General features: G+C 64.9%; 23 protein-coding genes. 15 read left to right on the top strand and 8 right to left on the bottom strand.

The features are described 5' to 3' along the window. Nucleotides 1–6: 6 nt before the first annotated feature. Nucleotides 7–1,020, bottom strand: a complete 1,014-nt coding sequence (locus tag J1C48_RS09030) for a P1 family peptidase (RefSeq protein ID WP_207257509.1) — start codon at nucleotides 1,018–1,020, stop codon at nucleotides 7–9. Between the two features lie 7 nt (nucleotides 1,021–1,027). After that, on the bottom strand, nucleotides 1,028–2,113 hold the full coding sequence (locus J1C48_RS09025) for an ABC transporter substrate-binding protein (protein ID WP_207257508.1): 1,086 nt from the start codon (nucleotides 2,111–2,113) through the stop codon (nucleotides 1,028–1,030). A gap of 175 nt (nucleotides 2,114–2,288) precedes the next feature. Here J1C48_RS09025 and J1C48_RS09020 point away from each other — a divergent pair, with 175 nt between their 5' ends. From J1C48_RS09020 to J1C48_RS08985, 8 genes are all read left to right on the top strand, one after another. Further along, nucleotides 2,289–2,777, top strand: coding sequence for a flavin reductase (locus J1C48_RS09020; protein ID WP_231081662.1), 489 nt, complete (start codon nucleotides 2,289–2,291; stop codon nucleotides 2,775–2,777). Nucleotides 2,778–2,859: 82 nt separating this feature from the next. Then, nucleotides 2,860–3,735 carry an AAA family ATPase gene (locus tag J1C48_RS09015; RefSeq protein ID WP_207257602.1) on the top strand — a complete coding sequence of 292 codons (876 nt, stop codon included), beginning with the start codon at nucleotides 2,860–2,862 and terminating at the stop codon, nucleotides 3,733–3,735. After that, entirely contained in the window at nucleotides 3,713–5,002 is a 1,290-nt protein-coding gene (locus J1C48_RS09010; RefSeq protein ID WP_207257507.1) for a vWA domain-containing protein, read from the top strand. The genes J1C48_RS09015 and J1C48_RS09010 overlap by 23 nt, the downstream gene beginning before the upstream one ends. A gap of 210 nt (nucleotides 5,003–5,212) precedes the next feature. Further along, entirely contained in the window at nucleotides 5,213–5,545 is a 333-nt protein-coding gene (locus J1C48_RS09005) for an XdhC family protein (RefSeq protein ID WP_207257506.1), read from the top strand. After that, entirely contained in the window at nucleotides 5,545–6,261 is a 717-nt protein-coding gene (locus J1C48_RS09000) for an XdhC family protein (protein WP_207257505.1), read from the top strand. Before J1C48_RS09005 ends, J1C48_RS09000 begins: the two co-directional genes overlap by 1 nt. Beyond that, the gene (locus tag J1C48_RS08995) at nucleotides 6,258–7,892 is read left to right on the top strand and encodes an NTP transferase domain-containing protein (protein ID WP_207257504.1); all 1,635 of its coding nucleotides are present in this window, start codon (nucleotides 6,258–6,260) and stop codon (nucleotides 7,890–7,892) included. Before J1C48_RS09000 ends, J1C48_RS08995 begins: the two co-directional genes overlap by 4 nt. A 142-nt stretch (nucleotides 7,893–8,034) precedes the next feature. Continuing rightward, nucleotides 8,035–8,673 (top strand): DedA family protein, encoded by a 639-nt coding sequence (locus tag J1C48_RS08990; RefSeq protein ID WP_207257503.1) that lies wholly within the window; start codon nucleotides 8,035–8,037, stop codon nucleotides 8,671–8,673. Nucleotides 8,674–8,757: 84 nt separating this feature from the next. After that, nucleotides 8,758–9,369: an MOSC domain-containing protein gene (locus tag J1C48_RS08985; RefSeq protein WP_207257502.1), complete on the top strand. Its 612-nt coding sequence runs from the start codon at nucleotides 8,758–8,760 to the stop codon at nucleotides 9,367–9,369. Nucleotides 9,370–9,451: 82 nt separating this feature from the next. On the opposite strand, the gene J1C48_RS08980 is transcribed toward J1C48_RS08985, so the two are convergent. Both J1C48_RS08980 and J1C48_RS08975 read right to left on the bottom strand, forming a co-directional pair. Next, on the bottom strand, nucleotides 9,452–10,687 hold the full coding sequence (locus tag J1C48_RS08980; protein ID WP_207257501.1) for an MFS transporter: 1,236 nt from the start codon (nucleotides 10,685–10,687) through the stop codon (nucleotides 9,452–9,454). Between the two features lie 317 nt (nucleotides 10,688–11,004). Beyond that, nucleotides 11,005–12,048, bottom strand: a complete 1,044-nt coding sequence (locus J1C48_RS08975) for an aldo/keto reductase (protein WP_207257500.1) — start codon at nucleotides 12,046–12,048, stop codon at nucleotides 11,005–11,007. Nucleotides 12,049–12,250: 202 nt separating this feature from the next. On the opposite strand from J1C48_RS08975, the gene J1C48_RS08970 reads away from it, so the two are divergent. Next, the gene (locus J1C48_RS08970; RefSeq protein WP_207257499.1) at nucleotides 12,251–13,642 is read left to right on the top strand and encodes a M20/M25/M40 family metallo-hydrolase; all 1,392 of its coding nucleotides are present in this window, start codon (nucleotides 12,251–12,253) and stop codon (nucleotides 13,640–13,642) included. A gap of 542 nt (nucleotides 13,643–14,184) precedes the next feature. Further along, on the top strand, nucleotides 14,185–15,015 hold the full coding sequence (locus J1C48_RS08965; RefSeq protein WP_207257498.1) for a MipA/OmpV family protein: 831 nt from the start codon (nucleotides 14,185–14,187) through the stop codon (nucleotides 15,013–15,015). A 169-nt stretch (nucleotides 15,016–15,184) separates the two neighbouring features. On the opposite strand, the gene J1C48_RS08960 is transcribed toward J1C48_RS08965, so the two are convergent. After that, on the bottom strand, nucleotides 15,185–15,982 hold the full coding sequence (locus tag J1C48_RS08960) for an SDR family NAD(P)-dependent oxidoreductase (protein WP_207257497.1): 798 nt from the start codon (nucleotides 15,980–15,982) through the stop codon (nucleotides 15,185–15,187). Nucleotides 15,983–16,452: 470 nt separating this feature from the next. Here J1C48_RS08960 and J1C48_RS08955 point away from each other — a divergent pair, with 470 nt between their 5' ends. Further along, the gene (locus J1C48_RS08955; protein ID WP_207257496.1) at nucleotides 16,453–18,696 is read left to right on the top strand and encodes a transglycosylase domain-containing protein; all 2,244 of its coding nucleotides are present in this window, start codon (nucleotides 16,453–16,455) and stop codon (nucleotides 18,694–18,696) included. 370 nt (nucleotides 18,697–19,066) lie between these two features. Further along, entirely contained in the window at nucleotides 19,067–21,001 is a 1,935-nt protein-coding gene (gene dnaK / locus J1C48_RS08950; protein WP_207257495.1) for a molecular chaperone DnaK, read from the top strand. 129 nt (nucleotides 21,002–21,130) lie between these two features. On the opposite strand, the gene purB is transcribed toward dnaK, so the two are convergent. Then, complete coding sequence (purB, locus tag J1C48_RS08945) at nucleotides 21,131–22,462, bottom strand: adenylosuccinate lyase (RefSeq protein WP_207257494.1); 1,332 nt, start codon at nucleotides 22,460–22,462, stop codon at nucleotides 21,131–21,133. 120 nt (nucleotides 22,463–22,582) lie between these two features. Then, complete coding sequence (locus J1C48_RS08940) at nucleotides 22,583–23,065, bottom strand: PaaI family thioesterase (RefSeq protein WP_425523491.1); 483 nt, start codon at nucleotides 23,063–23,065, stop codon at nucleotides 22,583–22,585. A gap of 168 nt (nucleotides 23,066–23,233) precedes the next feature. Here J1C48_RS08940 and J1C48_RS08935 point away from each other — a divergent pair, with 168 nt between their 5' ends. From J1C48_RS08935 to J1C48_RS08925, 3 genes are read left to right on the top strand one after another with little or no spacing between them, the layout of a single operon-like run. Next, complete coding sequence (locus J1C48_RS08935; RefSeq protein ID WP_207257493.1) at nucleotides 23,234–24,055, top strand: enoyl-CoA hydratase; 822 nt, start codon at nucleotides 23,234–23,236, stop codon at nucleotides 24,053–24,055. Further along, nucleotides 24,052–24,636 carry a CoA-binding protein gene (locus tag J1C48_RS08930; protein ID WP_207257492.1) on the top strand — a complete coding sequence of 195 codons (585 nt, stop codon included), beginning with the start codon at nucleotides 24,052–24,054 and terminating at the stop codon, nucleotides 24,634–24,636. Before J1C48_RS08935 ends, J1C48_RS08930 begins: the two co-directional genes overlap by 4 nt. Before the next feature lie 45 nt (nucleotides 24,637–24,681). Next, nucleotides 24,682–25,452 carry a sulfotransferase-like domain-containing protein gene (locus J1C48_RS08925; RefSeq protein WP_207257491.1) on the top strand — a complete coding sequence of 257 codons (771 nt, stop codon included), beginning with the start codon at nucleotides 24,682–24,684 and terminating at the stop codon, nucleotides 25,450–25,452. Nucleotides 25,453–25,515: 63 nt separating this feature from the next. On the opposite strand, the gene J1C48_RS08920 is transcribed toward J1C48_RS08925, so the two are convergent. Further along, entirely contained in the window at nucleotides 25,516–26,619 is a 1,104-nt protein-coding gene (locus J1C48_RS08920; protein ID WP_207257490.1) for a Gfo/Idh/MocA family protein, read from the bottom strand. Nucleotides 26,620–26,705: the final 86 nt, after the last annotated feature.

The following is a 26,705-nucleotide window of genomic DNA, read 5'->3' as shown; positions in this document are numbered from 1 at the left end:
GTGCGATCAGGCGGGCAGGCTCTGCCAGGCGGGCACGAGGTCGCCCTCGGCGGCGGTGGCGGCAAAGACGCCCCGGGCGATCGCGCGAGCCATCACCGCCGCGGCGGCGGCGCCAAGCTCGAGCGAACCACCGCCGCGTGGGTCGAATTGGACGCCCGAGCGCCCCGTCGCGACGGCGAAGACGAGATCACCGTCAAAGTCGGTGTGGCAAGGCCAGATCGCGCGGGCAAACCCGTCGTGGCCGGCAATCGCCAGACGCTTTGCCGCCGCCTTGTCGAGAACCGCGTCGGTGGCGATGATGCCGATGGTGGTGTTTGCGCCGGGTTTGGCGTCGAATTTGGTCCGTGGCAGGCCGGCATCCGGCGGCAGCGGGGCTGGCAGGCCCAGGCCGCCGAATTCGCCCTCCATCTCGAAGGCCGCGGCCCGGAAATGCCGCTTGCTGCCAAGCGTGACCGAACCGACGGCATTGACCGCGACCAGCGCGCCGACCGTCACGCCGTTCGCCAGGCGGACCGAGGCGGAGCCGAGCCCGCCTTTCAGCGTCGCGGTGGTGCAGCCGAGGCCGGCACCGGTACTGCCGAGGTCGAAATCAGCCGCCGCCGCATTTGCCGCCGCAAAGCCGAAGTCGCGATAGGGCGGATAGCGGCCCCAGCTCTTGTCGCCGCCATTGGCGAGATCGAACAGGATCGCCGCCGGCACGATCGGCACCCGCACGGCGCCGACGGCAAAGCCGCGGCCACGCTCGGCAAGCCAGGCCATCACGCCGGCCGCCGCGTCGAGCCCGAAGGCCGACCCGCCGGACAGGACCAGGGCATCGATGCCGGCGACGGTGTTTTCCGGCGATAAAAGATCGCTTTCCCGTGTCCCGGGGGCGCCGCCGAGAACCGCGACGGAGGCGGGCGCGGCCTCATCGAGCAGGAGCACGGTGCTCCCGCTCTTCAATTTCGAATCGCCGGCATTGCCAACGGTGACGCCGGCAACGTCGGTAATCCGATTGCGTGGGCCGGGGCGCCAGGCCATCAACGCCTCAGCCTCCGGTCTCTTCGACGAATTTTTCGCCCTGCCATTCGAAGACGCGGAAGAGGTCGAGATCGCTGTCCCCTTTGCCGTCGAAACGGATAGCGCCGAGGCCGGTGTCGAAGGGCTGCGAGGCGAGGATGGTGAGGATCGATCGCTTGCTGGCGCCGGCTTTTGCGCTCGCTTCGAGGGCGACCTCCATCGCGGCATAGGCGGTGCCGAAATAACCCTGCGGCGGCAGAGAGCCGGGGACGGACAGGTCGGTGCCCTTCGGCGCCAGCTCTGGGAAGCTGGTCTTCGGGCCGATCGCGATGATCCCGGCCGGGAGCGGCGTGTCGACGCTGGCCTCGTCGAAGAGATTCTCGTCGCCGAGAATCGTCAGGTCGAGGCCGAGCGCCTTGGCGTCCCGGGCGATGATCGCGATGTCCGGCCGGTCGCCGGCGATGAAGAAACGGGTGACGCCGGTGCGCTGCAGGCGGCGCGCCAGACCGAACTGTTTTTCCTCGGCCGGGCGATAATTGTCGACGGTCTGCGGCTTCAGCCCGTCGTCGCCGAGGCGGCGGCGCACGGAGTCCGACAGGCCGCGCGAGGCGATCGACCCGTCGTCGATGAGGCCGAAGGGCTGATCAGCCCAGCGCGCCTCGATGAAGCGCGTAATCGCGGCGGCCGCCGCGCCCGAGCGCGGCGCAAGGCGATAGATGAGATCGCCGGTCCGGACTTTCTTGTCGGTCAGCCGGTTGGCCCTCACACCGACATCGAGCGTGACGATACCGGCTTGCTTCAACACCGGCAGCGCGGCTTCGATCGCGGGGGTGCAGAGAAAGCCGAGCGCAATCGTCGCCTTCGCTTTGACGAGTTCGCGCGCGGCGGCCTCACCGCCCTTGGCCGAGCATTGGGTGTCGGCTTCGACGATCGTCGCCGCGCCCGCCTTTGTCGCCAGGGCGGCCTTGGCCCCGTCGATCACCTGCTTGCCGAGAATGGCTTGCGCTCCACTTCGCGGTGCGATGACGCCGATTCTCACCGTCCCGCCACGATTTTGGGCGATGGCGGGGACGGCGGCGAGAATGATGGCGGCAACGAAAGCGAGACGGCGCATGGCGTCGTCATAGCCGGTTCACCGCCGATTGGAAATCGCCGGCGCGCCGTGGCAGTTTGGCGACGGGCGACTTCGCGATTCTGGCCAGGGACTTTGGGGGATGTTCGGGCCGCGGTCCGCGAATTTGTTGATATCACGTTGGGTAATGGACGAGGATGAACGGTTGCTGACTACGATGCAGACAGATCCCGGCGCGTTTCGCGAAGCCATGACACGCTTTGCCGCATCGGTTCTCGTGGTGACGACGGATGGCCAATCGGGGCGGCGCGGCGTGACCGTGTCTTCGGCCTGTTCGGTTTCGGATGATCCGGCGACTCTGCTCGTTTGCCTGAACCTGTCGAGCCCCGACAACAGCTGGTTCGAGGAAAACGCCGTCTTTGCGATCAACGTTCTGGCCGAGGCTGATCAGCCGCTGGCCCGAGCCTTCGCCGGCGAGGGGAAGCTGTCGCAGGATGAGCGGTTCGCCCATGGTCGCTGGAGGCGCGGCGCAACCGGCGCGCCACTGCTGGAGACGGCGTTGGTCAGTTTCGAATGTCGGCTGATCGAGGCCCGCGTCATCGCCACTCACAAGGTGATGATCGGCGAAGTCGCGGCAATCACGATGGGCCCGGCGACCGAGCCGCTCCTCTACGCCAATCGTGGATTTCGCGGCCTCAAGACTTAAATACCGGACGTTGCGGATAAGTCCCAGCACGGAAAGGACGATTGTGACGAATTTTCCCGCCTCGATCGACGAGACGGCGGCGATGCTGGATCGGGCCGACTATCTGGCCGATCGGCCGCTCGCCACGGTGCTGTTTCTGGCCTTGACGATGGGCCGCCCGCTGTTTCTCGAAGGCGAGGCCGGGGTCGGCAAGACCGAAATCGCCAAGGTGCTCGCCACCGCCCTCGACCGACCGCTGATCCGCCTGCAGTGCTACGAAGGGCTCGATGTTTCTTCAGCGCTCTATGAGTGGAACTACGCCGCGCAGATGATCGAGATCCGCCTCGCCGAAGCGAGCGGCGACACGGCGCGCGACGCCATGCGATCGGAAATCTTTTCCGAGCGCTTTTTGATCCGCCGGCCGATCCTGCAGGCGCTGGAGGCGGCGCCGGGCCGGGCGCCGGTGCTTCTGATCGACGAACTCGACCGCACCGACGAGGCCTTCGAGGCGTTCCTGCTGGAAATTCTCTCCGACAATCAGGTGACGATCCCGGAGCTTGGCACGATCCGTGCCGAGGAGCCGCCGATCGTCATTATCACCACCAATCGGACGCGCGAGATCCACGACGCGTTGAAGCGCCGCTGCCTCTATCACTGGGTCGACTATCCGGCGGCCGAGCGCGAATTGAAAATCGTCCGGCGCAAGGCACCGCGTGCCAACGAAGATCTTGCCGCCGAACTCGTCGCCTTCGTCCAGAAACTCCGGCAGATTGATCTGTTCAAGGCCCCGGGGGTCGCCGAGACCATCGACTGGGCGAATGCCTTGACCGAGTTGAACGCCGTCGCGCTCGATCCGGCCCATATCTCCGACACGCTCGGCGTCTTGCTGAAATATCAGGACGACATCCAACGTCTGGAGACCGGCGAGAGCCGCAAGATCCTCGACGAGGTCAAGCGTGAACTCAACACCGCCAGCTGAGCCAAGAGTCTCTGGCGAACGGGCCGGCTCGACCCGCGCCGACCCAGACGGCCGGCTTGCCGACAACATCGCCTATTTCGCGCGGGCGCTGCGCCGGGCGGGCTTGAAGATCGGCCCGGCCGCAACCCTCGATGCGATCGAGGCGGTGAAGGCGGCGGGGCTGTCCTCGCGCGACGATTTCTACTGGACGCTTCATGCCACGCTGGTGTCGCGCCGCGAGGACGAGGCGGTCTTCGCCGAAGCTTTTCGGCTGTTCTGGCGCTCGCGCGAGCTGATCGAAAAGATGATCGCAATGTTTTCTCCGACCGCGCCGCCACGCGAGAGTGAGCCGGAGAAGAAACGTGCCGGCGAGGATCGCGCTGCCGAAGGTCTGTTCGAGGGCGCGGAAAAGCGTACGACCAGGCAGGATCGGCCGGTGGTCGAGATCGATGCGAGCCTCACCGTTTCCGGCGATGAGGTGCTTCGGCGCAAGGATTTCGCCCAGATGTCGGTTGCGGAGCTCGCCGAGGCCAAGCGTGCCATCGCTGCGCTGCGGCTGCCGGACGATGCGGTGAAGACCCGGCGTTTTCGGCCGGATCCACGCGGGGCGAAGATCGACGCGCGCGCCACCATGCGGGCCTCGATGCGCACCGGCGGGGATCTCGTCCTGCCGAAATTTTCGTCGCTGCGCAGTCGCCATCCGCCGGTCGTCGTCATCGCCGACATCTCCGGGTCGATGAGTCAGTATACGCGGATTTTTCTCCACTTCCTGCATGCGCTGACCGGTGAGCGGCGGCGGGTTCATACCTTTCTTTTCGGCACGCGGCTCACCAACGTCACCCGGCAGATGCGCCGCAAGGATCCCGACGAGGCGCTGGAGGAATGCGCCGGTGCGGTCAAGGACTGGTCGGGCGGCACCCGCATCGCCGAGGCGCTGCAAAGCTTCAACCGCGACTGGTCGCGGCGGGTGCTGGGGCAGGGCGCGATCGCCATCCTGATCACCGACGGGCTGGAGCGCGACAGCGTCGAGGATCTGGAGCGGCAGATGGAACGGCTGCACAAGTCCTGCCGCCGGCTGATCTGGCTCAATCCGCTGCTGCGCTATGACGGGTTTTCCGCCAAGGCGCGCGGCGTGCGGGCGATGCTGCCGCATGTCGACGAGTTTCGCTCGGTCCATTCGCTCGACGCGATGCGGGCGCTCTGCGATGCGCTGTCGGACAGCCGGCGGGCAGCCGAGACCGATCCCAGACTGTGGCTGCGCGAGGACCGTCTGGACGTCGCGGCCTGAGCCCTTGCCGAGGGCCAGCCGAGGCGCGACATATCGATGGCGATTGAAATTTGAGGCTGGCGACGGGCGCTGGCGATTTGATCTGCGTCGGCCGAGCCGATTGCGCCTCCCACTGTGATCGGAGCATCCGTTCGGATCGGCAAGAGAGCGCCTGATCGAGCCCCTTTCGAAAGGTCGGATTTCGAGCGCCAGCAATTTGAGGACAGGACGATGGCCGAACCGAATGTGCAAAATCTCGACGTCTTGACGACGGCGGAACGCTGGGCGGGGGAGGGCCGCGCGATTGCTCTCGCGACCGTGGTCGAGACCTGGGGATCGGCGCCGCGGCCGACCGGCAGCCATCTCGTCATCGACGCTGATGGCAATTTTGAGGGGTCGGTCTCTGGCGGCTGCGTCGAGGGCGCGGTCGTCTCCGAGGCGCTCGATGTCATCGATGCCGGCGTGGCCAAGATGCTCGAATTCGGCGTCGCCGACGAAACGGCCTGGCGGGTGGGTCTGTCCTGCGGCGGCCGGATCCGGGTCTATGTCGAGAAGGTGAACTGATGGACCGGGCTCTTCTTGAAGCCTTGAATGGCGAGCGCGCTCAGCGCCGCGCCGCCGTGGTGGTAACAAAGATCGCGTCGGGAACGCAGCGTTTGGTGCGCGAGGCCGAGATCACGGCCGACCCGCTGTCCGAGGCGATCGAAAAGACCATCCGCAGCGGCAAGTCGGGCATCGTTGAAACCGACGATGGCGAGGTGTTTCTCAATGTGCACCTGCCGCCGGCGCGGATCGTCGCCATCGGGGCCGTCCATATCAGCCAGGCGCTGGCGCCGATGGCCAAGATCGCCGGCTTCGACATCGAAATCATCGATCCGCGAACGGCCTTCGCCAGCGCCGAGCGTTTTCCGAACGTCGCCCTGCACGCTACATGGCCTGAGGACGTTCTGAAGGAGCGGCCATTCGATCCCTACACGGCGGTCTGCGTCATCACCCACGATCCGAAGATCGACGATTTTCCGCTGATCGCGGCGCTGAAGACCGGGTGCTTCTATGTCGGCGCGCTCGGCAGCCGGAAGACCCACGCCAAGCGGGTCGAGCGCCTGACCGAGGCGGGCCTTTCCCCCGCCGCGATCGCGCGTATCGAGGCGCCGATCGGGGCCGATATCGGGGCGGCGAATCCGGGTGAGATCGCCGTTGCCATTCTCGCCTCCGTCATCGAAGCCTTCCGCAAGCGCAAGATGTTCGCCGAGCGGCGCGGCGAGACCGAGGCGGCATGAAGTTTGGCCCGGTTCCCGCCAGCGAGGCGGAAGGGGCGCTGCTCGCCCATTCTCAAACCGTTGCGCATGGCCGGATCGCCAAGGGAACGCGCTTGTCGAAAGACGATGTCGCCGCATTGAGCCGCGCTGGCATCGAAGAGGTGGTGGCCGCGCGGCTGGATGACGAAGACCTGACCGAGGATGAAGCGGCCGCCCTGATCGGCGCGGCGCTCAAGACCTCGCATCTCACCGCATCCGAGGCGGCGACAGGACGCGTGAACCTGTTTGCCGACGCGCCGGGACTGCTTCTGCCTCACCGCGAGACGATCGATCGGGTAAATGCCGTCGATCCGGCGATCACGCTCGCCACCCTTGCAGAATTTGCGCCCGTCGCCCGTGGCCGCATGGTCGCGACGGTGAAGATCATTCCGCTTGCGGTGGCGGGATCGTCGGTGGCTGCTGCGATTGCAATCCTCAATGAGACAGTGGCGATGCGGCTCGCGCCGTTCCAGGCGCGGCGGGTGGCGTTGATCCAGACGACGCTTGCCGGCACCCAGCCGAAAATGCTCGACAAGACCCGCCGTGTCAGCGACGCGCGCCTGGCGTCCGCGGGGTCTCGGATCGTTTCGGAGATGCGCTGTCCCCATGACACCTTAGCGCTGGCGGCGAGCCTTTCCGAGGCCGCCGAGGCTGATCTCGTCCTGGTCTTCGGCGCCTCTGCCGTGATCGATGCGGACGATGTCGTTCCGGCGGCGATCCGGAAGGCAGGCGGTACGGTCGATCATCTGGGAATGCCGGTCGATCCCGGCAATCTCCTGCTCATCGGTCGGCTTGACGGTCGCCCGGTGCTTGGCGCGCCGGGCTGCGCCCGCAGTCCGAAGGAGAACGGCTTCGACTGGGTGCTCGATCGTCTCTTGGCCGGCCTTGAGGTCTCGAGCGAGGCGATCCGCAAGATGGGGGTCGGGGGGCTGCTGATGGAGATCGCCTCGCGCCCGCGCCCGCGCGAGGCGGAGGAGGGGGACGCGCGGCCAGAAGAGCCGAGCGTCGAGATCATCGTGCTGGCGGCCGGCCGTTCGAGCCGCATGGGCGGGCCGAACAAGCTGCTGGCGACCTTTGACGGACAGCCGCTGATCCGCCGCTCGGTCGAAACCGCGCTGGCGGCGAAGAACGCCGAGGGCGTGCGTGTCGTCGTCGGACATATGCGCGACGAGATTGTCGCGGCGCTGGCGGGGCTCGACGTCGAGATCGTCGACAACCCCGACTTCGCCGCCGGTCTTTCGACGTCGCTGAAGGCGGGATTTCTGGCTTCGCACGACGCCGACGGCGTGCTCGTCATGCTGGCCGACCAACCCTTGCTCAGCGCGCCGGATCTCGATCGCTTGATTGCCGCCTTCACCGGCGAAGGCAAAGGAGCGATCGTCGCCGCAGCCGATCGCGGCGAGCGTCGCAATCCGGTGATTCTTTCGACGGCGTTTGCCGCCGCGATCGCCGCATTGTCCGGTGATGTCGGTGCGGCGCGGATCATCGCTGCCCATCCCGAGGCGTTGATCGAGGTCGAGATCGGCGCGGCCGCGAGCGTCGATGTCGACACGCCCGATGCACTCCATGCGGCGGGCGGGCGGCTGCAGATCGAGTCGACGAAGGGCGCGTGACCGCGCGGTGATCCCGTTCCATTGGAACGATCGGGCCGCCCGCGACCTTTGGCCGAAGGCTCGCACGCTTCGTTCGGCATGCGAGCACCAGGCAGGCAAGCACCGGGCAAGCGAGCACCGGGCAAGCGGGAGCGCAGAGGTCATGGACGCATTCGTCCGCATGGTCATGGAGACGTTCGGCGTGTTCGGTATCGGCCTGTTGATGTTCTTGGAAAACATTTTTCCGCCGATCCCCTCGGAGCTGATCATGCCGCTCGCCGGCTATCAGTCGACGCGAGGCGACATGTCGATTGTCGCGGTGATCGCCTCTGGCACCATCGGCTCGCTGCTCGGTGTCATCCCCTGGTACTATGCCGGCCGCTATCTCGGCGAACGGCGGATGAAGCGGCTGGCCGCGCGCTACGGACGCTGGCTGACGCTGGCGCCGTCGGACGTGACGAAGGCGGATCAGTGGTTTCGCGATAAGGGCGCCTTTGCCGTGCTCATCGGCCGCCTGGTGCCGACCGTGCGCACGCTGATTTCGGTGCCGGCCGGCATCGCCCATATGCCGATGGGGCGGTTTCTGGTCTATTCGGCGATCGGCGGCGCGATCTGGACCGCATTTCTGGCCATGCTCGGATTTCTGCTCGGCCAGCAATATGAGGTGGTCGAGGGCTATGTCGGCCCCGTGTCGAATGCGGTGATCGTCGCGATCGTCGTCTTCTACATCTATCGCATCGTCACCTTCGACACCGGCAAGCTTCAGAATGAGCGCCAAGCCGCCAACGACGGCGAGCACTGATGCCCGAAGGGGAGTTCGCTTGTCGTAAATCCGGAAATCGGCGACAATTTAAGCTGCAATCACCAACCGATCGAAGGGAAGACCATGCGCCAGACGGAGCTGCCGATCTTTTCGTCGCCGCAGGTTGTTCGCGGGACGCGAATCGAAGGACGGGTGCTCGGCCTTTACCGCACCCTTGCGGATGGCTTCGAGACGACCGCCGTCGAAACACTGGAGCTCGGCTTTGGCGGGATCGCCGGCGATCGCCACGGCGGGATGACCCGGCGCAGCGGCGGGCGCGAGCCCTGGTACGAGCGCGACACGGAGATGCGCAACGAGCGCCAGCTCTCGCTGCTTGCGCCCGATGAGCTGGCGGCGGTCGCGGCGGAGCTTGGGATCGCAGAGATCCGCCCCGAATGGATCGGCGGCAATCTTCTGGTCGACGGCATTCCGCAGCTGTCGTTCCTGCCGCCCCGCACGCTGCTCTTTTTCGAAAACGGCGTGACGCTGAAGATCGACGGCCATAACAACCCGTGCCGTTATGCCGGCCGCGCGATCGCAGATCAGGCCGGCGGCGGCACCGATGTCGAGCTTGGCTTCGTCAAGGCGGCCAAGCACCGCCGCGGCCTCGTCGCCTGGGTGGAAAAACCCGGCGTGATCGCGGCCAATGAGCGCTTCGAAGCGCGCGTTCCCGAGCAATGGATCTATCCCGGGTGAGCCGCGCCAAGGGCGGGAGCTTGCCGGATGACGAAGGTATTGCGCTCGCTTCAACAGGAGGGGGGCTGAGCCTTCGCCGTGATTAGTGCCGGCCACGCAGATGCTGGGCCCGGCGCAGTTCGGGGAACATCCGCGACCAGGCCAGCGCGACGCCGATCGTCGCCGCACCGCCAAGCACCACGGCCGGCACCGCGCCGATCAGCCGGGCCATGCCGCCGGCACGAAACTCGCCGAGTTCGTTTGACGCGCCGATGAACACCATGTTGACCGCATTGACCCGGCCCCGCACGTCGTCCGGCGTCCAAAGCTGCATCAAGGTCTCGCGCACATAGACGCTGATCATGTCGGAGGCGCCCATCAGCATCAGCGCCGGCACGGACACCCAGATCGAGGTGGACAGGCCGAACACCATCGTGAACGCCCCGAACAACCCGACGAAGATGAACATGATCGCCCCGGCATGGTTGCGGATCGGATGGGCGGCGAGAAACAGCGCCATCGGCAGGGCTCCAATGCCGGGCGCGGCCCTCAAAAGGCCGAGAGCAAAGGGGCCGGCATCGAGAATATCGCGGGCATAAACCGGCATCAGCGCCACCGCGCCGCCGAGCAGCACCGCAAAGAGATCCAACGAGATCGCGCCGAGGACAATCTTTTCATGCCAGATGAAGCGGAAGCCGGCGACGAGCGTCTCGACGCTGGTCGGCTCGCTGAAGCGGCGTTGGGCTGGTGCCTCAATCGCCGTGACGAGGCCGCCGGCCGCCATGAAGAGGACGGCTCCAACGCCGTAGGCCGCCATCGGCGACACGCCGTAAAGCAAACCACCGACTACCGGGCCGACGATGGCGGCGATCTGCCAGGAGGACGAGTTCCAGGCGATGGCATTCGGCAGCTCCTCTCTGGTGACGAGATTGACCACCAGCGACTGCGACGCCGGCCCAAAAAAGGCGCGCGCAATGCCGAACAGAATGAGGATCTGAAAAATCGGCCAGGGCGCGGCAAGGCCGCGATGGGTGAGCAGGAGCAGGACCAGCGTTCCGAGACCCTCGGCGAAGACCGCAAGCCCCATGATCCGGCGGCGGGAGAAACGATCGGCTGCAGCCCCGGTGACCAGCACCAAGAAAAGTGCCGGGGCGAATTGACATAGACCGATCAGCCCGAGATCCCAAGGGTCGCGGGTGATGTCGTAGATCTGCCAGCCGACCGAGACGATGACGATTTGCGTGGCGAAGGTCGCGGCGAAACGCGACAGCCAGTAGCGCAGGAACCGCCTGTTGCGGAACGCGGCGAAGCGATCCTCCGTCTCTGTCTCTTCTGGCATCTGCGGGGCCGGCGAGGTTGCGGACGGTAACGAAGTCGGTTCGTCGGTCATGGAGCGGGCCAGAAGGTCGGCGAACGGCCGAGCGAGTGTGAAACGGTGCGGGATCTGGCTGCGGCGAGAGGGTCTGTGAGGCCGTTTCGGTCGCATCCGTCGGGACCGGCGGGCGAAGTGCTGGCGGGGCACGTGACGCCCCGCCCGCGATCAAGTTTCAACGTTTTGGCGACAATCCCGAGTGATTCTCGCCAGAACGCCGGACCGGATTAGATCATTGGCCGATCCGCCGGTCCAGCCGACTTGTGACCTAACGAGAGATCGCGTCAAAGCGGCAGCGGATGACGCCGATAGACGGCGGCGATAGCGCTCATCACCTCGTCGGACAGCGTCACCTCGGCGGCGGCGATGTCCGTCTTCAGCTGCTCGAGATTGGTGGCGCCGATGATCACCGAGGTCATGAATGGCCGCGTCAGGCAGAAGGCGATCGCCATCTGCGCCGGATCAAGCCCATGGCGACGCGCGACCTCGCAATATTCGTCGGCGACGCGGACGGCGTATTCGGTGTGGCGGCCGCCGAGCCCCTTGTTGATCGCGCCGCGGGTGCCGGGCGGAATGGCGCCGGCGGTGTATTTCCCAGTCAACAGTCCGGCCGCGAGCGGCGTGTAGGCGAGCAGGCCGACCTGTTCGTTCAGCGCTGTCTCGGCGAGATCGAGATCGAAGATCCGGTGCATCAGCGAATATTCGTTCTGGATCGAGGCAATGCGGGGTGTTCCGTCGCGCTCGGCGATCGACGCGAACTGCATGACGCCCCAGGCGGACTCGTTGGAAAGGCCGACATGGCGGATCTTGCCGGCCTTCACCTGCTCGCCGAGCTCGTGCAGCACCTCTTCGATATTGGCCTTGACCGCATCGGGCTGCTGGCCGCTCGGATCAAAGCCCCAGTTCTGCCGGAAGTGGTAAGAGCCGCGGTTCGGCCAGTGCAACTGGTACAGGTCGATCCGGTCAGTCTGCAGTCGCTTGAGGCTGCCGTCGAGGGCGCGGCGCACCGAATCAGCGGTGATCGGCTCGCCACCGCGAACCTTCTCGTTGCCGGCGCCGGTGATTTTCGAGGCGAGGGTGATGTCGTCACGCCGTCCGGTCTTGGCGAACCAAGTGCCGATGATTTCCTCGGTGCGGCCGACGGTTTCCGCCAAAAGCGGGGTGGTCGGATACATCTCGGCGACGTCGAAGACGTTGACGCCCATCTCGACCGCGAGATCCATCTGGGCGTGGCCCTCGGCCTCGGAATTTTGCGAGCCCCAGGTCATCGTGCCGAGGCAGATTTCGCTGATGGAAAGGCCGGTGCGGCCGAGCGAACGGTATTTCATGGGGAGTGTTCCGGATTGATACTGAGAAGATTGAAGGAGCCGCTTGCGATGACGCAGGGCTTACGGCCGCGACCATAGCCGGATCGGTTCTGCGCGCAAAGACGCATCTGTGATCCGAGCGGCCGATGACGCTTGCGAAGACCGGCCGTCTGCCGGTACCACGCGGTCTTAGATGCCATCTTGCCAGGCAAAGGATCTCATCATGGCCAATCTCGACAGCGTCCTGTCCTGCCTCGATCTCAACCTCGACCGATCCGTCGAGCGCTTGTCGGAGCTCTTGCGAATCCCGTCGATCTCGACCGATCCGGCCTATGCCGACGCGTGCCGGCAAGCGGCCGATTTCCTCGCCGGGGACCTGGCGGCGATCGGCTTCGATGCTGCGGTGCATGACACGCCCGGCCACCCGATGGTCGTGGCCCACCATGACGGCCCTAAGGGCGCACCGCATGTCCTGTTCTACGGCCATTACGACGTGCAGCCCGTCGATCCGCTTGACGAGTGGAAGTCCGGGCCGTTCGAACCGGTGGTGCAGACCATGCCGGACGGCAGCCAGCGGATCGTTGCGCGCGGCTCGGCCGACGACAAGGGCCAGCTGATGACCTTCATCGAGGCCTGCCGGGCCTTCAAGGCTGAGACCGGCGGCTTGCCCTGCAAGGTGACGATTTTCCTGGAAGGCGAGGAGGAGTCGGGCTCGCCCTCGCTCAATCCGTTCCTCGACGCCAATCGCGCGGAACTTGCGGCCGATCTCGCCCTGGTCTGCGACACCAATATGTGGAACCGCGAGACGCCGGCGATCGCGACCGGCCTGCGCGGCCTCGTCGGCGAGGAGGTCATCATCCGCGCCGCGAACCGCGATCTGCATTCGGGCTATTATGGCGGCGCGGCGCGCAATCCCATCCATGTCCTCGCGCAGATCCTCGCCGAGCTCCATGACGACGATGGACGGGTGACGCTGCCCGGCTTCTACGACGGCGTTGCGGAGCTGCCGGATGAGGTGAAGGCAAGCTGGCAAGGCCTCGATTTTTCTGAAGAATCGTTCCTTGGAGGCGTGGGGCTGAAGGTGCCCGCGGGCGAGAAGGGGCGTTCCGTTCTGGAGCAGACCTGGTCGCGGCCGACCGCCGAGGTCAATGGCATTTCCGGCGGTTATACCGGCAAGGGGTTCAAGACCGTGATCGCCGCCGAGGCGACGGCGAAGGTCTCCTTCCGGCTGGTCTTCGCGCAGGACCCGGAGGCGGTCCGCGCGGCGTTCCGCCAGTTCGTCGAGGCGCGTCTGCCGGAGGACTGTGAAGCCGAATTCCATCCCCATGGCGGTTCGGGGGCGATCCAGCTGCCGTTCGATTCGCCGGTGTTGCAAAAGGCCCGCCAGGCGCTTTCCGACGAATGGCCGAAGCCGGCGGTGATGATCGGCATGGGCGGTTCGATCCCGGTGGTCGGCGAGTTCAAGAGGCGTCTCGGCATGGAATCGCTGCTGATTGGCTTTGGCCTCGGCGACGACGCGATTCATTCACCGAACGAGAAGTACGAAATGACGTCCTTCCATCAGGGTCAGCGATCATGGGCTCGCGTGCTGGCGGCACTCGGCGAGGGGCGCTGAGTTTTTCTTCGGGCAATACCCAATTGACGCAAAGGCGGGTTGATCCTGATCGACAGCCTCGAGATCCACCTGTCGTTAACGGCATCTTAAGACATTCTTTCTAACTTGAAAAAATAGGGGACACGGGAAAAGGTACGAGCTCGCGAGAACTGATCGATTTTTGGTCACGATCATGCGATAGGCCGATTCTGCGGTGTGGGGATGACCGAGCCTCGAAAGAGGCGCGGGGGACATGCGGAAGGGTGCGGCAATCGGGGGATCGCCGCGCCCTTCTTCCGTTTCGGCATTCTGGTTCCGTTTTTCTTTAGTCTTGGGAAGGGTTGTGGGCCGTTACGATCGCCCGCCGCCGCCAATCTGTGCTTTGCCTGCAACGCCTTGATTTCGAAGATTACGCTAGGTGCGTTTTTGCGCCCTGTGTGAATTGCGCTCAACCTTGCGATCGGGGCATCTCTCGTTTTGAAAGCACGCCCGACGGGTTCATCGGCCGACGATGGCCCGAAGCGTTCAGAACGAGACGTGCAAGAAGGCTGGAGTATCAGAATATGGCTTTGCGCTTTGCCTCGGCAGTTGTTGCCGCGATTCTTGGTTCGACCACCTTGGCAAACGCAGCTGACGTCGTTGCTCCCTATGAGTCGGCGCCGGCTGCACCGCAGCCCGCGACCGTGGACTATGCCGGCGCTGACTTCGTGTTCGAGCTCGGCATCAAGGGGATCATCGATCCGGAATATCTTGGGTCCGACAACTATAAGATTCGTCCTGGGGTGATCTTGTCGGTTGAGTATCTCAACCTGCCGGGCATCGGCTCCTTCGGCGGCCCGGATGGCCTCGGCTTCTCGATCGGCCCGTCCTTCGATTATGTCGGCGCCCGCAAGGCGTCCGACCATCCGGAGCTGTCCGGCCTCGATGATGTCGATCCGACCTATCAGGCCGGCATCAAGGCGTCCTACGCGTGGCAATATGCCGAGGTGTACGGCTCTGCGCGTTACGCCTTTGGCGGCGCGAAGGGGTTTGTCGGCGATTTGGGGGCGAACCTCATCGCCCGGCCGACCGACACGCTGACGCTCAAGCTCGGCCCGACCGCCAGCCTCGCCTCCAAGAGCTACATGGAGGATTATTTCTCCGTCAGCCCATCGGAATCAGCGGCCAGCGGCGGCCGTTTCGCCACCTATGATGCGAAGGGGGGCTTCAAGAGCGTCGGGGTCGCGGCCTCGGCGCGCTACGAGTTCCGCCCCGACTGGTTTCTCAACGCCGATGCCTCCTGGGATCGGCTGGTCGGCAGCGCCAAGGACTCGCCGATCGTCAAGGCCAGCGACAAGAACCAATATTCCTTCACCCTCGGCATCTCAAAGCGCTTCTCGCTCGATCTGTGGTGATCAGCGGCCGCTCCGCTCTTTCGAGCGGCGTGGACGGCAACATTCGAAAGATCGAAAAGCCGAGGTCATGAGCCTCGGCTTTTTGTCTTTTGGCCCTTCGAGCGCACTGCATCCTACCGGACGCAGAAAGGACGCTCCAACTCTTTGAACCGGCGCATCGGGCATGGCGTCAGGGCACGATCGAATCGACCACGCCGCCATCGACGCGCAGCGCGGCGCCGCTGGTCGCCGACGCCTCCTTCGAGCAGGCATAAACGATCATATTGGCGACCTCCTCGACGGTCGCCGGACGCTGCAGCACCGAACTCGGCCGTTCGGCCTTGACGAACATTTCGCCGGCCTCTTCGATCGAGACACCTTGCTCCTCAGCCATGTCCTTCAGCATCTCCTGGACGCCTTCCGACATGGTCGGGCCCGGTAAAACGGAATTCACCGTCACGCCACTCCCGGCCGCCACTTTGGCGAGACCACGTGAGATCGACAGGACGGCGGTCTTGGTAAAGCCGTAATGGATCATGTCGGCAGGGATATTCAACGCCGATTCCGAGGACAGGAAGACGACGCGGCCCCAGCCGCGATCCATCATCCTCTGCATATAGGCGCGCGCCAGCCGAACGCCGGACATGACGTTCAATTGGAAGAACCGGTCCCAGGTCGCGTCGTCGATGTCGAAGAACGGTTTCGGGCCGAAAATGCCGACATTGTTGACCAGAATATCCGGGTCGGGGACGGCCTGGATCAGCTTTTCGCAACCCTCGGCCGAAGCGAGATCCGTGGCGACGCCGGAGACGTCGGAGCGGGCGACCGCGTCGAGGACATGGCGAATGGCGGTCTCGACCCGGTCGGCGTCGCGGCCGTTGATGACCACGCGTGCGCCGGCCCGGGCCAGTCCGGTGGCGGCGGCAAGCCCGATGCCCCCCGTCGAGCCGGTGATCAGCGCGGTCTTTCCAGACAGATCGATCAGCATGAATAGGATGCCTTTTCTCGAAGTTGAACGTCGTCAAGCGCCGATTTAGCGCTCTGGGCATCAGGAAAAGAGGCGCCGATCGGTGACGGCGCGTCGCAAAAAGCGCTGGCGGCGCGCGCGTTCCTTGCTTAAAGGCCCGTTAAATCGCCGCATTTACGGTTGATTAGGAGGCTGCCGATTCCCGCCCACAGCGCTTTCGAACTTTCGCAACGAGGCGATGCGTCGGGGCGAGGTCATGGGCAGATGGCGGCGGTGGCACGACTTTGCGTCGCCTGTCGCGGTCGCGGAATGGGATCGGGTCGCAAAGCCTGTGGGGACAGGCCGCCTGGTTGCAGCGGCGCCAGCGAAGTCAGGCGGGCGCAGGGTCGAAGGCGCAGTCGCTTTCGACGATGGATGAGGACAATACGGGGGATGAGGGGGCGCCATATCCGTCGCTTCTAGCCGCCCGTCATCAGGATGGAAGGCTGCGCATGGCCGGACGGCAGGAGCGGATCGAACCCAGTTTCGATCACGAAGATCGCTCGAGTGAGGACGCGTTTTCGGTCAGCGCGGACGATCGGGCCGTGCCGACTGCGGCCAATGACAAGCGCGGCAAGACGGCCAAGAAGACCGCAGCCAATCAGGCCGGCGCGGCGCGCGCGTCGAAGACTCGCGGTGGTGGATCGCGGCGCGGCGGCTCCGGCGGCGATGGCGGCGGCGGTCGCCAGCGCCGGAAGCGCAGTTTCATTGGCCATCTGTTCCGCCTCGCCATTGCCGGCGTTTTGTGGGGCACGCTCGCGGTCGCGGCGATCATCGGCTATTTCGCCGTCAAGTTGCCGCAGGAGGCCTGGCAGATCCCCGATCGGCCGCCCAACGTCAAGATCGTCTCGGTCCAGGGCGATCTCATCGCCAATCGCGGCTTGACCGGCGGCAAAGCGGTGTCGCTGGAAGAGATGAGCCCCTTTATCCCCGAGGCCGTGGTTGCTATCGAGGATCGGCGGTTCTACGAGCATTGGGGTGTCGACCCGATCGGTATCGTGCGCGCGGCATTCACCAACTGGCGGGCCGGCACGACGGTGCAGGGCGGCTCGACGCTGACCCAGCAGCTCGCCAAGAACATTTTCCTCAATCCCGAACAGACCCTGCAGCGCAAGATCCAGGAAGCGATCCTCGCGGTCTGGTTGGAGCACAAATTCACCAAGGATCAGATCCTCGATATGTATCTGAACCGGGTCTATTTCGGTTCGGGCGCAACCGGCGTCGAGGCTGCGGCGCGACGCTATTTCAACAAATCGGCCAAGGATGTGACCCTGTCGGAGGCGGCGACGCTGGCGGGTCTTCTCAAGGCTCCGTCACGCCTGTCGCCGGCCCGCGACCCGAAGGCTGCGAAAGCGCGTTCGGAGGTGGTGCTTGCGGCGATGCTCGACGAGCACAAGATCGACAAAGAGCAGTATGACGACGCGATCGCCGAGAAGCCGACCAAGGCCAAGAGCTATTGGGACGGCGCGCAGCATTATGCGGCCGACCTCGTCATGCGCGACATCAAGAAGCTGATCGGCGACGTCAAAGAGGACGTCACGGTCGAGACGACGATCGACATGCCGCTGGAGAAGGAAGCCGAACAAGTCGTGCGCAAGACGATTGACGGCACCAATCGGAATGTCAGCCAGGGGGCGCTCGTCTCCATCGACGGCACCGGCGCGATCCGCGCCCTTGTCGGCGGTCGCGACTACGCCCAGAGCCAATACGACCGCGCGGTGGATGCCCGCCGTCAGCCAGGCTCGACCTTCAAGCCTTTCGTCTATGAAACCGCGCTCGAACATGGCTGGAAGCCCGAGAGCGTGATGGTCGACGGTCCGGTCCAGATCGGCAATTGGAAGCCGCAAAACTACGAGAACAACTATCGCGGGCCGGTGATGCTTGCCGACGCGCTGCGCTTCTCGCTGAACACGGTCGCGGCCAAGCTGATCGACGCGGTCGGAACCCAGAACGTCATCGACACGGCGCATCGGATGGGCATCACGTCCGACATCGTCAACAACCCGTCGATCGCGCTCGGCACTTCCGAGGTGTCGCTGCTCGAACTCACCAGCGCCTTCGCGCCCTTTGCCAATAACGGCTATAAGGCGACGCCGCATCTGGTGAACCGCATCACCGCCGAAGACGGCAAGGTGTTGTGGGAGCGCGGCGCCGAGGTGCCGCCCAAGGTGGTCTCACCGGAGATTGTCAGCATGATGAATGCCATGTTGCGCCGGGTCATTGAGTCGGGCACCGGGCGGAAGGCGGCGCTCAAGGGGTTCGATGCGGCCGGCAAGACCGGCACCACCCAGGACTTCAAGGATGCCTGGTTCGTCGGCTACACCGCCGATCTCATCACCGGCGTCTGGTTCGGCAATGACAACGGCGCCAAGATGAAGCACGTGACGGGTGGTTCGCTGCCGGCCGAGGCGTGGCACGCCTTCATGGCTTACGCCCACAAGGACATGCCGGCGGCGCCGCTGCCGGGGGACTACCAGATCGGTCAGCCCGAAGCGCCGTTGGTCGCGGACGGCAATGGCGGCTATCAGGATGGCCAGCTGCCGATCGAAGGCGGCCAGCAGCCCGTTGGTGCCAATGGCGGTGGTCAGGTCTACGACCGCGCGCCGCCTCCGGGCGTCGTCGTCGAGGGACGGGTGTCCCCGCCGCCGCGGCGCGAGAGCGACGAAAGCCTGTTTCGTCGCATTTTCGGCGGCTAGCTGGACCATCGAGAGACCGTCCCGACTGATCAGAGGCGCGCGTCGGTCGCTCGATCGGCGCGCGTTTTTCATTGCGGCAGGGATCGCGGGGGGCGATGGCCGGGTCGACCCGAGCCGGGAGCGACCTGTCTTGTGGGATTGACCGGGCCGTCGCATTCGGCTCACGATTCAGTTCACGAAACCGTCAGAGCGCGCCTTGCGCCTGTTTGGAGCCGTTCATATATAGCCGCCATCAAGGTTCGGCCGGCCGGTTCGACCAGCGAATGCGGTTCGGCCATCTCGTATTTCAAAGACGCCAAGTGGGGGTCGCCCAGCGGGAACGCCTCGACGAGGGTCCCGGGTGGCTCGCTTCAAGAAGGAGAATGCAACTATGGCGAAGGTTATCGGTATCGACCTTGGCACGACGAATTCCTGCGTCGCTGTCATGGACGGCAAAAACTCGAAGGTCATCGAAAACGCCGAGGGCGCGCGCACGACGCCGTCGATGGTCGCTTTTTCGGATGATGGCGAGCGGCTCGTCGGACAGCCGGCGAAGCGTCAGGCCGTGACCAATCCGGAGAACACGCTCTTTGCGGTAAAGCGCCTGATCGGTCGCCGTTACGAGGATCCGACCGTCGCCAAGGACAAGGGCCTGGTCCCCTACAAGATCGTCAACGCCGACAACGGCGACGCGTGGGTCGAGGCGAACGGCGACAAATATTCGCCCTCGCAGATCTCGGCGATGATCTTGCAGAAGATGAAGGAGACGGCGGAATCCTATCTTGGCGAGAAGGTCGAGAAGGCCGTCATCACCGTTCCCGCCTACTTCAACGATGCCCAGCGTCAGGCCACCAAGGACGCCGGCAAGATCGCCGGCCTCGAGGTTCTGCGCATCATCAACGAGCCGACGGCGGCGGCGCTCGCCTATGGTCTCGACAAGAGCGACGGCAAGACCATCGCGGTCTACGATCTCGGCGGCGGCACCTTCGACGTGTCGGTGCTGGAGATCGGCGACGGCGTGTTCGAGGTGAAGTCGACCAATGGCGACACCTTCCTCGGCGGCGAAGACTTCGACATGCGTCTCGTCGACTACCTCGCCTCTGAGTTCAAGAAGGACCAGGGGATCGACCTGAAGAACGACAAGCTCGCTCTGCAGCGCCTCAAGGAAGCGGCCGAAAAGGCCAAGATCGAGCTGTCTTCGGCTTCGCAGACCGAGATCAACCTGCCGTTCATCACCGCCGATCAGACCGGCCCGAAGCATCTGAACATCAAGCTGTCGCGCTCGAAGTTCGAGGCGCTGGTCGACGATCTGGTGCAGCGCACGGTCGAGCCGATGCGCGCGGCGCTGAAGGATGCCGGGCTGACGCAGGCGGATATCGACGAGGTGGTTCTGGTCGGTGGCATGACCCGCATGCCGAAGATCCAGGAGACGGTGAAGACCTTCTTCGGGAAAGAGCCCCACAAGGGCGTCAACCCGGACGAGGTCGTGGCCATGGGCGCCGCCATTCAGGCGGGCGTGCTGCAGGGCGACGTCAAGGACGTTCTGTTGCTCGACGTGACACCGCTGTCGCTCGGCATCGAGACGCTGGGCGGTGTTTTCACCCGGCTGATCGATCGCAACACCACGATCCCGACGAAGAAGTCGCAGACCTTCTCGACCGCCGAGGACAACCAGAACGCCGTGACCATTCAGGTCTTCCAGGGCGAGCGCGAGATGGCGGCCGACAATAAGATGCTCGGCCGGTTCAACCTCGAGGGCATTCCGCCGGCACCGCGCGGCGTGCCGCAGATCGAGGTCACCTTCGACATCGACGCCAACGGCATCGTCAACGTCTCGGCCAAGGACAAGGGCACCAACAAGGAGCAGCGGATTACCATCCAGGCTTCGGGTGGTCTGTCGGATGCCGACATCGAGCAGATGGTCAAGGACGCCGAGGCGAATGCCGAGGTCGACAAGAAGCGCCGCGAGGGTGTCGAGGCCAAGAACCAGGCCGAGAGCCTCGTCCATTCGGCTGAAAAGTCGCTGGCCGATTACGGCGACAAAGTTTCCGAGGACGATCGCAGCGCGATCCGCTCGGCGATCGACGACCTGAAGGCCGAACTCGAAAAGGGCGAGGCCGACGCCGAGGCGATCAAAGCCAAGTCCGAAACCCTGGCTCAGGCTTCGATGAAGCTCGGTCAGGCGATGTACGAAGCCGCGCAGGCTAGCGAAGGTTCGGCCGGTGAAAGCGCTTCCGCCGATGCCGCGTCGGGCGAGGCCAAGGACGACGTGGTCGACGCCGACTATGAAGAGGTCGACGACGACCAGCACAAGAAGTCGGCCTGATCCGGCGATTGCTGACGAAATGAAAAAGCCCCGGCGCGGATCCGCGCCGGGGCTTTTTGCTGGATCGGGACGATCCGCAGGAGGCTTGTTGAACGCCGTTGCCAACGGCTCTCTTGCGGTGTCCTTCGATCAGGCTTCGCGGCCGAACACCCGCTTGAAGATCGTGCCGACCTGCTTGGTGTGATAGCCGAGATCGAAGCGCTGGCGAATGTCGTCCTCGGACAGGGCTTTGCGCACGTCTTCGTCCTTCAGCAGCTCGTCCAGAAAGTCGACCGTCGCGGAGCCGGCGACGTGGTAGCTCTCCCAGACCTTCATCGCGTTGCGTTGGACCAGCCGGTAGGCGTCCTCGCGGGACACGCCGGCCTGGGTCAGCGCCAGAAGGATGCGCTGGGAGTGCACGAGGCCGCCGAGCCGATCCATGTTGTTGGCCATGCGCTCGGGATAGACGAGCAGCTTGTCGACGACATTGGTGAGGCGGGCGAGGGCGAAGTCGAGGGTAATCGTCGCGTCCGGTCCGATGTAGCGTTCGACCGAGGAATGGGAGATGTCGCGCTCGTGCCAGAGCGCCACATTCTCCATCGCCGGCAGCGCGTAGGAGCGGACCATGCGGGCAAGGCCGGTGAGATTTTCCGTCAGCACCGGGTTGCGCTTGTGGGGCATCGCCGACGAGCCCTTCTGGCCGGGCGAGAAATATTCCTCGGCCTCCAGCACCTCGGTGCGCTGCAGGTGGCGGATCTCGGTCGCCAGGCGCTCGACCGACGAGGCGATGACGGCGAGGGTGGCGAAGAACATCGCGTGGCGGTCGCGCGGGATCACCTGGGTCGACACCGGCTCCGGCGCCAGCCCCATGGCCTTGGCGACATGCTCTTCGATTCGCGGATCGATGTTGGCGAAGGTGCCGACGGCCCCGGAAATCGCGCAGGTCGCGACTTCCGCCCGCGCCGCGACCAGGCGCTCACGGCAGCGCTGGAACTCGGCATGGGCGAGCGCCAGCTTGACGCCGAAGGTCGTCGGCTCGGCATGAATGCCGTGGGAGCGGCCGATGGTGACCGTGTCGCGATGCTCGAAGGCACGCCGCTCCAGGGCCGCGAGCAGCGCGTCGAGATCGGCCAAAAGCATGTCGGCGGCACGGGTCAGCTGAACGTTGAGGCAGGTGTCGAGGACATCCGACGAGGTCATGCCCTGATGGACGAAGCGGGCGTTTGGTCCGACGATCTCCGACAGATGGGTGAGAAAGGCGATGACGTCGTGCTTGGTCTCGCGCTCGATCGCGTCGATCCGCTCGATGTCGAACGTCGCCGCGCCGCCTTTCTCCCAGATGGTCTTGGCGGCGTCTTTCGGGATGACGCCGAGTTCGGCCAGCGCGTCGCAGGCGTGGGCCTCGATTTCGAACCAGATCCGGAACTTGGTCTCGGCAGACCAGATGGCGACCATGTCGGGGCGGGCGTAGCGGGGGATCATCGGAAAAGGTCCAAGCGTCGATTGCGAAAAAGAAGTGCCTGCCGTCTAACAGAGCCGGCGGAAAGCCTCAATCGAAGCTGGGCCGCTCTCCACCGGGCTGTGCCGACCAGCGGCCGACGCTTACGCGCCCGGTGACGACGGCGGAATCGAATAGGTCGCGACCGCATGGCAGACCGTGGTGCCGTCGCCGTCGCCGGCGATCGCGACCTCGACGACCGCCAGTCGCTTGCCGAGCTTCAGGATCTTCGCCGTCGCGACCAGCGTGCCGGGCGGAGGCTTCAGGAGGAAGTTGATCGACATGTTGGTGGTTACCGCCAAGGCCACCGGGCCGATATGGGCAAGGATCGCCACATAGGCCGAGACGTCGGCGAGCGTGAACAATGTCGGCCCAGACACCGTGCCGCCGGGGCGCAGATGCCGCTCGGCGGCGGCGAGTTTCATGACGATCGCGCCGTCTTCGACCGCCTCGACGAAGAAGCCGCCATCCGGCCCCATCACCTGCGGAAACTCGTCTTGCAGAAAGCGCCGCATCTCCTCGGCGCTCATCACCGGCTGCATGGTCGTTTCCTCCTGGCGCGGCGCGAACGCGCGACGATGTCGCATCTTGCGATCCGCCTGCCTCCTTGCGACCATATCGTAACGGCCTCTTGCAAGGCGAGGGGCGATCCTGCCCCATTTGCCTCGCGCGGCAAACGGTTTCACTGTGGGGGAAAACGCCCTGATTCCGAGCTCTCGCCCTGATTGCGATGGCTTGAAACCTGTTGGAACCCGATGGCTGAGATTGTTGAAATGAACCGCGAGATCGTGCCGCATCCGATCGCAGTGCAGAGGGCGCCCGGCATCACCCGCATCGCGTTGTCGAATCCACCGGCCAACGCCCTGTCGATCGCGATGATGGAGGCGCTCGAACAGGCGCTGGCCGACGCCGGCGACGATCCCGATTGCCGCGTAGTGGTGCTCGCGGCCAACGGCAAAGTGTTTTGCGCCGGCCACGATCTGAAAGAGCTGACGGCGCATCGCGCGGATGCCGATCGCGGCCGGGCCTTTTTCGAGACCACCATGCGCCAGTGCTCGGCCTTGATGCAGGCGATCGTGCGCCATCGCTGTCCGGTGATCGCCGAGGTCAATGGCCTGGCGACCGCCGCGGGCTGCCAGCTCGTCGCCTCCTGCGATCTCGCCATTGCGTCGGAGGAAGCGCAGTTTTGCACGCCGGGGGTCAATATCGGCCTGTTCTGCTCGACGCCGATGGTGGCGTTGTCGCGCAATCTGACGCGCAAGCATGCCATGGAGATGCTGCTCACCGGCGAGCGGATCGACGCGCGCACCGCCCGCGAGTTCGGCCTTGTCAACCGCGTCGTGCCGCCTGAATATCTCGGGACCGTCGTCGGCAAATATGCAACGACCATCGCCTCGAAGTCGGCGATGACGGTGCGGACCGGCAAGGCGGCGTTTTACGCCCAGGCCGAGATGGGGCTGACCGAGGCCTATGACTATGCGGCGAGCGTCATGGTCGAGAATATGCTGGCGCGGGACGCCGAAGAGGGGATCGGTGCCTTTCTCGACAAGCGCAAACCGGAATGGACCGAGCGATGAGCGGCCAGACGTCGAGCGCGGCAAGTCAGACGGGTGCGGCGACAACGGACCAGCCGCCGCTCCACTATTCCGACGCGCTGATCCTGAGGATCCTTTCCGAGGTCAAGACCATCGCCATGGTCGGAGCGAGCGCCAAGGAAATCCGCCCGTCCTATTTCGTGCTGAAATACCTGCTGGCCAAGGGTTTTAGCGTCATTCCGGTCAATCCGGGCCTTGCCGGCAAGGAGATCCTCGGCCAGACCGTCTATCCGGATCTGACCTCCATCCCCGGGCCGATCGACATGGTCGACATCTTCCGCAGCGCCGAGGCGGTTCCGGGGATCGTCACCGAGGCGCTCGCCCTTGCGCCGTTGCCGAAGGTCATCTGGATGCAGCTCACCGTGCGCCAGGATGAGGCCGCGGCAAAAGCGCAGGCCGCCGGCATCACGGTGATCATGGATCGCTGCCCGAAGATCGAATATGGCCGGCTGTCACGGGAAATCGGCTGGAACGGCGTCAATTCCCGCGTCTTGTCCTCCAAGAAGCCCAAGCTCGGCAAGGGCTATCAAAGCTTTGGCCTGAACCCGGCGCGGCGCGACTGACATCGTCTGATCCGCACGCATCCCCAAACTTTGGAACGATCTCTCATGACCATCCGCATCGCCATGTGGTCCGGACCGCGCAACATCTCGACGGCGATGATGCGCTCCTTCGGTGCGCGGCCGGACACGGCGGTGTCCGACGAGCCGTTCTTCGGCGCCTATTTGGCGCTCTCGGGCGCCCCACATCCGATGTCGGCGGAAACCGTGGCTTCGATGGACTGCGACTTCGCCTCGGTGCGTGACGCGATGAGCGGTTCGGCGCCGGACGGGCAGCCGATCTGGTATCAAAAGCACATGGCGCATCACATGGTGGGCGAGGTGTCGCTGCTCGATATGCCCGATCATCGCCACGCTTTCCTCATCCGCACGCCGGAACGGGTGGCGGCAAGCTATGCCGCCAAGAACGCGCTGACCGAGCCCGAGGTGCTCGGCTACGCGCAGATGCGGCGATATTTCGAGGCGGAGGCCGATCGGTTGGGCCGGGCGCCGGCGGTGGTCGACGCCGACGACATCCTCGCCGATCCGGCCGGCACGCTCGCCTCACTCTGCGCGGCGCTCGAGATTGCCTGGACCGAGGCAATGCTCACCTGGAAAGAGGGCCCCCACTCGGAAGATGGCGTCTGGGGCGCCCATTGGTATGCGAGCGTCAATGCCTCGACGACTTTCGCCCCGCCGCCGAGGACGATGCCGGTGTTGTCGCCGGAGCATCAGGCCATTGCCGCCGCCTGCCAAGCCGACTATGCGGCCTTGCACCGGTACCGGTTGACGGGCGAGCGCGCCGAGCGTCCGACAGGGCGCACAAAGCACGATGTGTAGCCGCTGACGCCGCCGCAGGATTGGCGTCGGGTTTCAAGGAACGGTGCGGACATCGGCGGAAGCTCAGCCGATGGGCACTTCGATATCGACCAAGTCAGGGCTTGTCGCCAGATCGAGCGTCCGCGCCTGATCCCGGCCGATGCGGCGCTGACGCGAGCGCGGCTGGAGTTTTTGCGGGGTGCCGGTTTCGATCGCCCGCTCGATGGCGGCAATGACGATCATGTCGAGCACGCCTTCCTCGCCATTTGGCTCGGGCTCGCGGTCGTTGAGGATGCAGTCGGAGAAATATTCGGTCTCGCCGCCGAACTGATCGACGACCGGCGCGGTGTGCTCGGTCGTCTCGCCATCCTTGGTCAGGCGATAGGTGATCGCCGTGCCCTCGCCGAAACCGAAGGCGGGCGAAACCTCCATCGCGCCTTTCGAACCGACGAGATGGAACTGGTCGACGCTCCCCGACGAATAGCTGAGAGTGAAGCTTGCCTGCCGGGCTCCGGTGAATTTCAGGATCACGCTCACCGTGTCGTCACAGCCGAGATCGCGCTCGGTGCGGGAGGCAACGGCCATCACTTCGATCGGCTCGGCTTCGAACAGATTGCGAACCGCGTTGATCGGATAGGCGCCCATATCCGGCACCGGTCCGGCCCAATAGCCGCTGGTGGCGCGGTGGTTCGTCGCCTTGATGGTCTGGCAGAAGGCAGAGGTGAAAAAGCGCGGTGTGCCGATTTCGCCGTTGCGCACCGCTTCGACCATGGCAATCGTGCCGGGCTCGCAATGCAGGCGATAGGCAATCATCAGCTTGGCGCCGGAGGCTTTTGCCGCCGCCTCGATCGCCTCGGCATCTTCGACGCTGACCTCCATCGGCTTTTCCAAGAGCACGTGGATGCCGGCCTTCAGCGCCGGTTCGGCAAACTCGCGATGGCGGAAATTCGGCGTTGCGATATAGACGGCATCGACCGTGCCGCTCATGAGCATGGCGTCGTATTCGTCGTAGCCATAGACCGTCAGCCCATAATCCTTCGCGAGCGCCTCGCCCTTCGTCCGGTCGCCGGTGACGATTGCTGTCATCAGCGAATTGGAGGTCTGGCCGACGCCCGGCATGAAGGCGGCCTGGGAGATCCAGCCACCCCCGACGACGGCGTAACGGATTTTTCCTTCGATGCCCGGCATGGCGGAGCTCCTCTTGATTCGCGTCAGGGTGGTCGGACGAATTTGCTCGAATTCGGCCGAAAAACGGGTTGACCCGCTCTCGTCGG

Origin of the sequence: Jiella flava (assembly GCF_017349315.1) — a bacterium.
GTDB lineage: Bacteria > Pseudomonadota > Alphaproteobacteria > Rhizobiales > Rhizobiaceae > Jiella > Jiella flava.
Note: the sequence above shows the minus strand (reverse complement) of the source record. Positions and strands in the feature narration are given on the sequence as shown.

Excerpts from the sequence above, each read along its gene's own strand:
- J1C48_RS08995 (WP_207257504.1), top strand. The coding sequence starts at position 6,258 with ATGAAGTTTGGCCCGGTTCCCGCCAGCGAGGCGGAAGGGGCGCTGCTC.
- J1C48_RS08985 (WP_207257502.1), top strand. The coding sequence starts at position 8,758 with ATGCGCCAGACGGAGCTGCCGATCTTTTCGTCGCCGCAGGTTGTTCGC.
- J1C48_RS09005 (WP_207257506.1), top strand. The coding sequence starts at position 5,213 with ATGGCCGAACCGAATGTGCAAAATCTCGACGTCTTGACGACGGCGGAA.
- J1C48_RS08930 (WP_207257492.1), top strand. The coding sequence starts at position 24,052 with ATGAGCGGCCAGACGTCGAGCGCGGCAAGTCAGACGGGTGCGGCGACA.
- purB (WP_207257494.1), bottom strand. The coding sequence starts at position 22,462 with ATGATCCCCCGCTACGCCCGCCCCGACATGGTCGCCATCTGGTCTGCC.
- J1C48_RS09000 (WP_207257505.1), top strand. The coding sequence starts at position 5,545 with ATGGACCGGGCTCTTCTTGAAGCCTTGAATGGCGAGCGCGCTCAGCGC.
- J1C48_RS09025 (WP_207257508.1), bottom strand. The coding sequence starts at position 2,113 with ATGCGCCGTCTCGCTTTCGTTGCCGCCATCATTCTCGCCGCCGTCCCC.
- J1C48_RS08975 (WP_207257500.1), bottom strand. The coding sequence starts at position 12,048 with ATGAAATACCGTTCGCTCGGCCGCACCGGCCTTTCCATCAGCGAAATC.
- J1C48_RS09030 (WP_207257509.1), bottom strand. The coding sequence starts at position 1,020 with ATGGCCTGGCGCCCCGGCCCACGCAATCGGATTACCGACGTTGCCGGC.
- J1C48_RS08960 (WP_207257497.1), bottom strand. The coding sequence starts at position 15,982 with ATGCTGATCGATCTGTCTGGAAAGACCGCGCTGATCACCGGCTCGACG.
- J1C48_RS08935 (WP_207257493.1), top strand. The coding sequence starts at position 23,234 with ATGGCTGAGATTGTTGAAATGAACCGCGAGATCGTGCCGCATCCGATC.
- J1C48_RS08990 (WP_207257503.1), top strand. The coding sequence starts at position 8,035 with ATGGACGCATTCGTCCGCATGGTCATGGAGACGTTCGGCGTGTTCGGT.
- J1C48_RS08925 (WP_207257491.1), top strand. The coding sequence starts at position 24,682 with ATGACCATCCGCATCGCCATGTGGTCCGGACCGCGCAACATCTCGACG.
- dnaK (WP_207257495.1), top strand. The coding sequence starts at position 19,067 with ATGGCGAAGGTTATCGGTATCGACCTTGGCACGACGAATTCCTGCGTC.
- J1C48_RS08920 (WP_207257490.1), bottom strand. The coding sequence starts at position 26,619 with ATGCCGGGCATCGAAGGAAAAATCCGTTACGCCGTCGTCGGGGGTGGC.
- J1C48_RS08970 (WP_207257499.1), top strand. The coding sequence starts at position 12,251 with ATGGCCAATCTCGACAGCGTCCTGTCCTGCCTCGATCTCAACCTCGAC.
- J1C48_RS08940 (WP_425523491.1), bottom strand. The coding sequence starts at position 23,065 with ATGCGACATCGTCGCGCGTTCGCGCCGCGCCAGGAGGAAACGACCATG.
- J1C48_RS08980 (WP_207257501.1), bottom strand. The coding sequence starts at position 10,687 with ATGCCAGAAGAGACAGAGACGGAGGATCGCTTCGCCGCGTTCCGCAAC.
- J1C48_RS08955 (WP_207257496.1), top strand. The coding sequence starts at position 16,453 with ATGGCCGGACGGCAGGAGCGGATCGAACCCAGTTTCGATCACGAAGAT.
- J1C48_RS09015 (WP_207257602.1), top strand. The coding sequence starts at position 2,860 with ATGCTGGATCGGGCCGACTATCTGGCCGATCGGCCGCTCGCCACGGTG.
- J1C48_RS08965 (WP_207257498.1), top strand. The coding sequence starts at position 14,185 with ATGGCTTTGCGCTTTGCCTCGGCAGTTGTTGCCGCGATTCTTGGTTCG.
- J1C48_RS09020 (WP_231081662.1), top strand. The coding sequence starts at position 2,289 with ATGCAGACAGATCCCGGCGCGTTTCGCGAAGCCATGACACGCTTTGCC.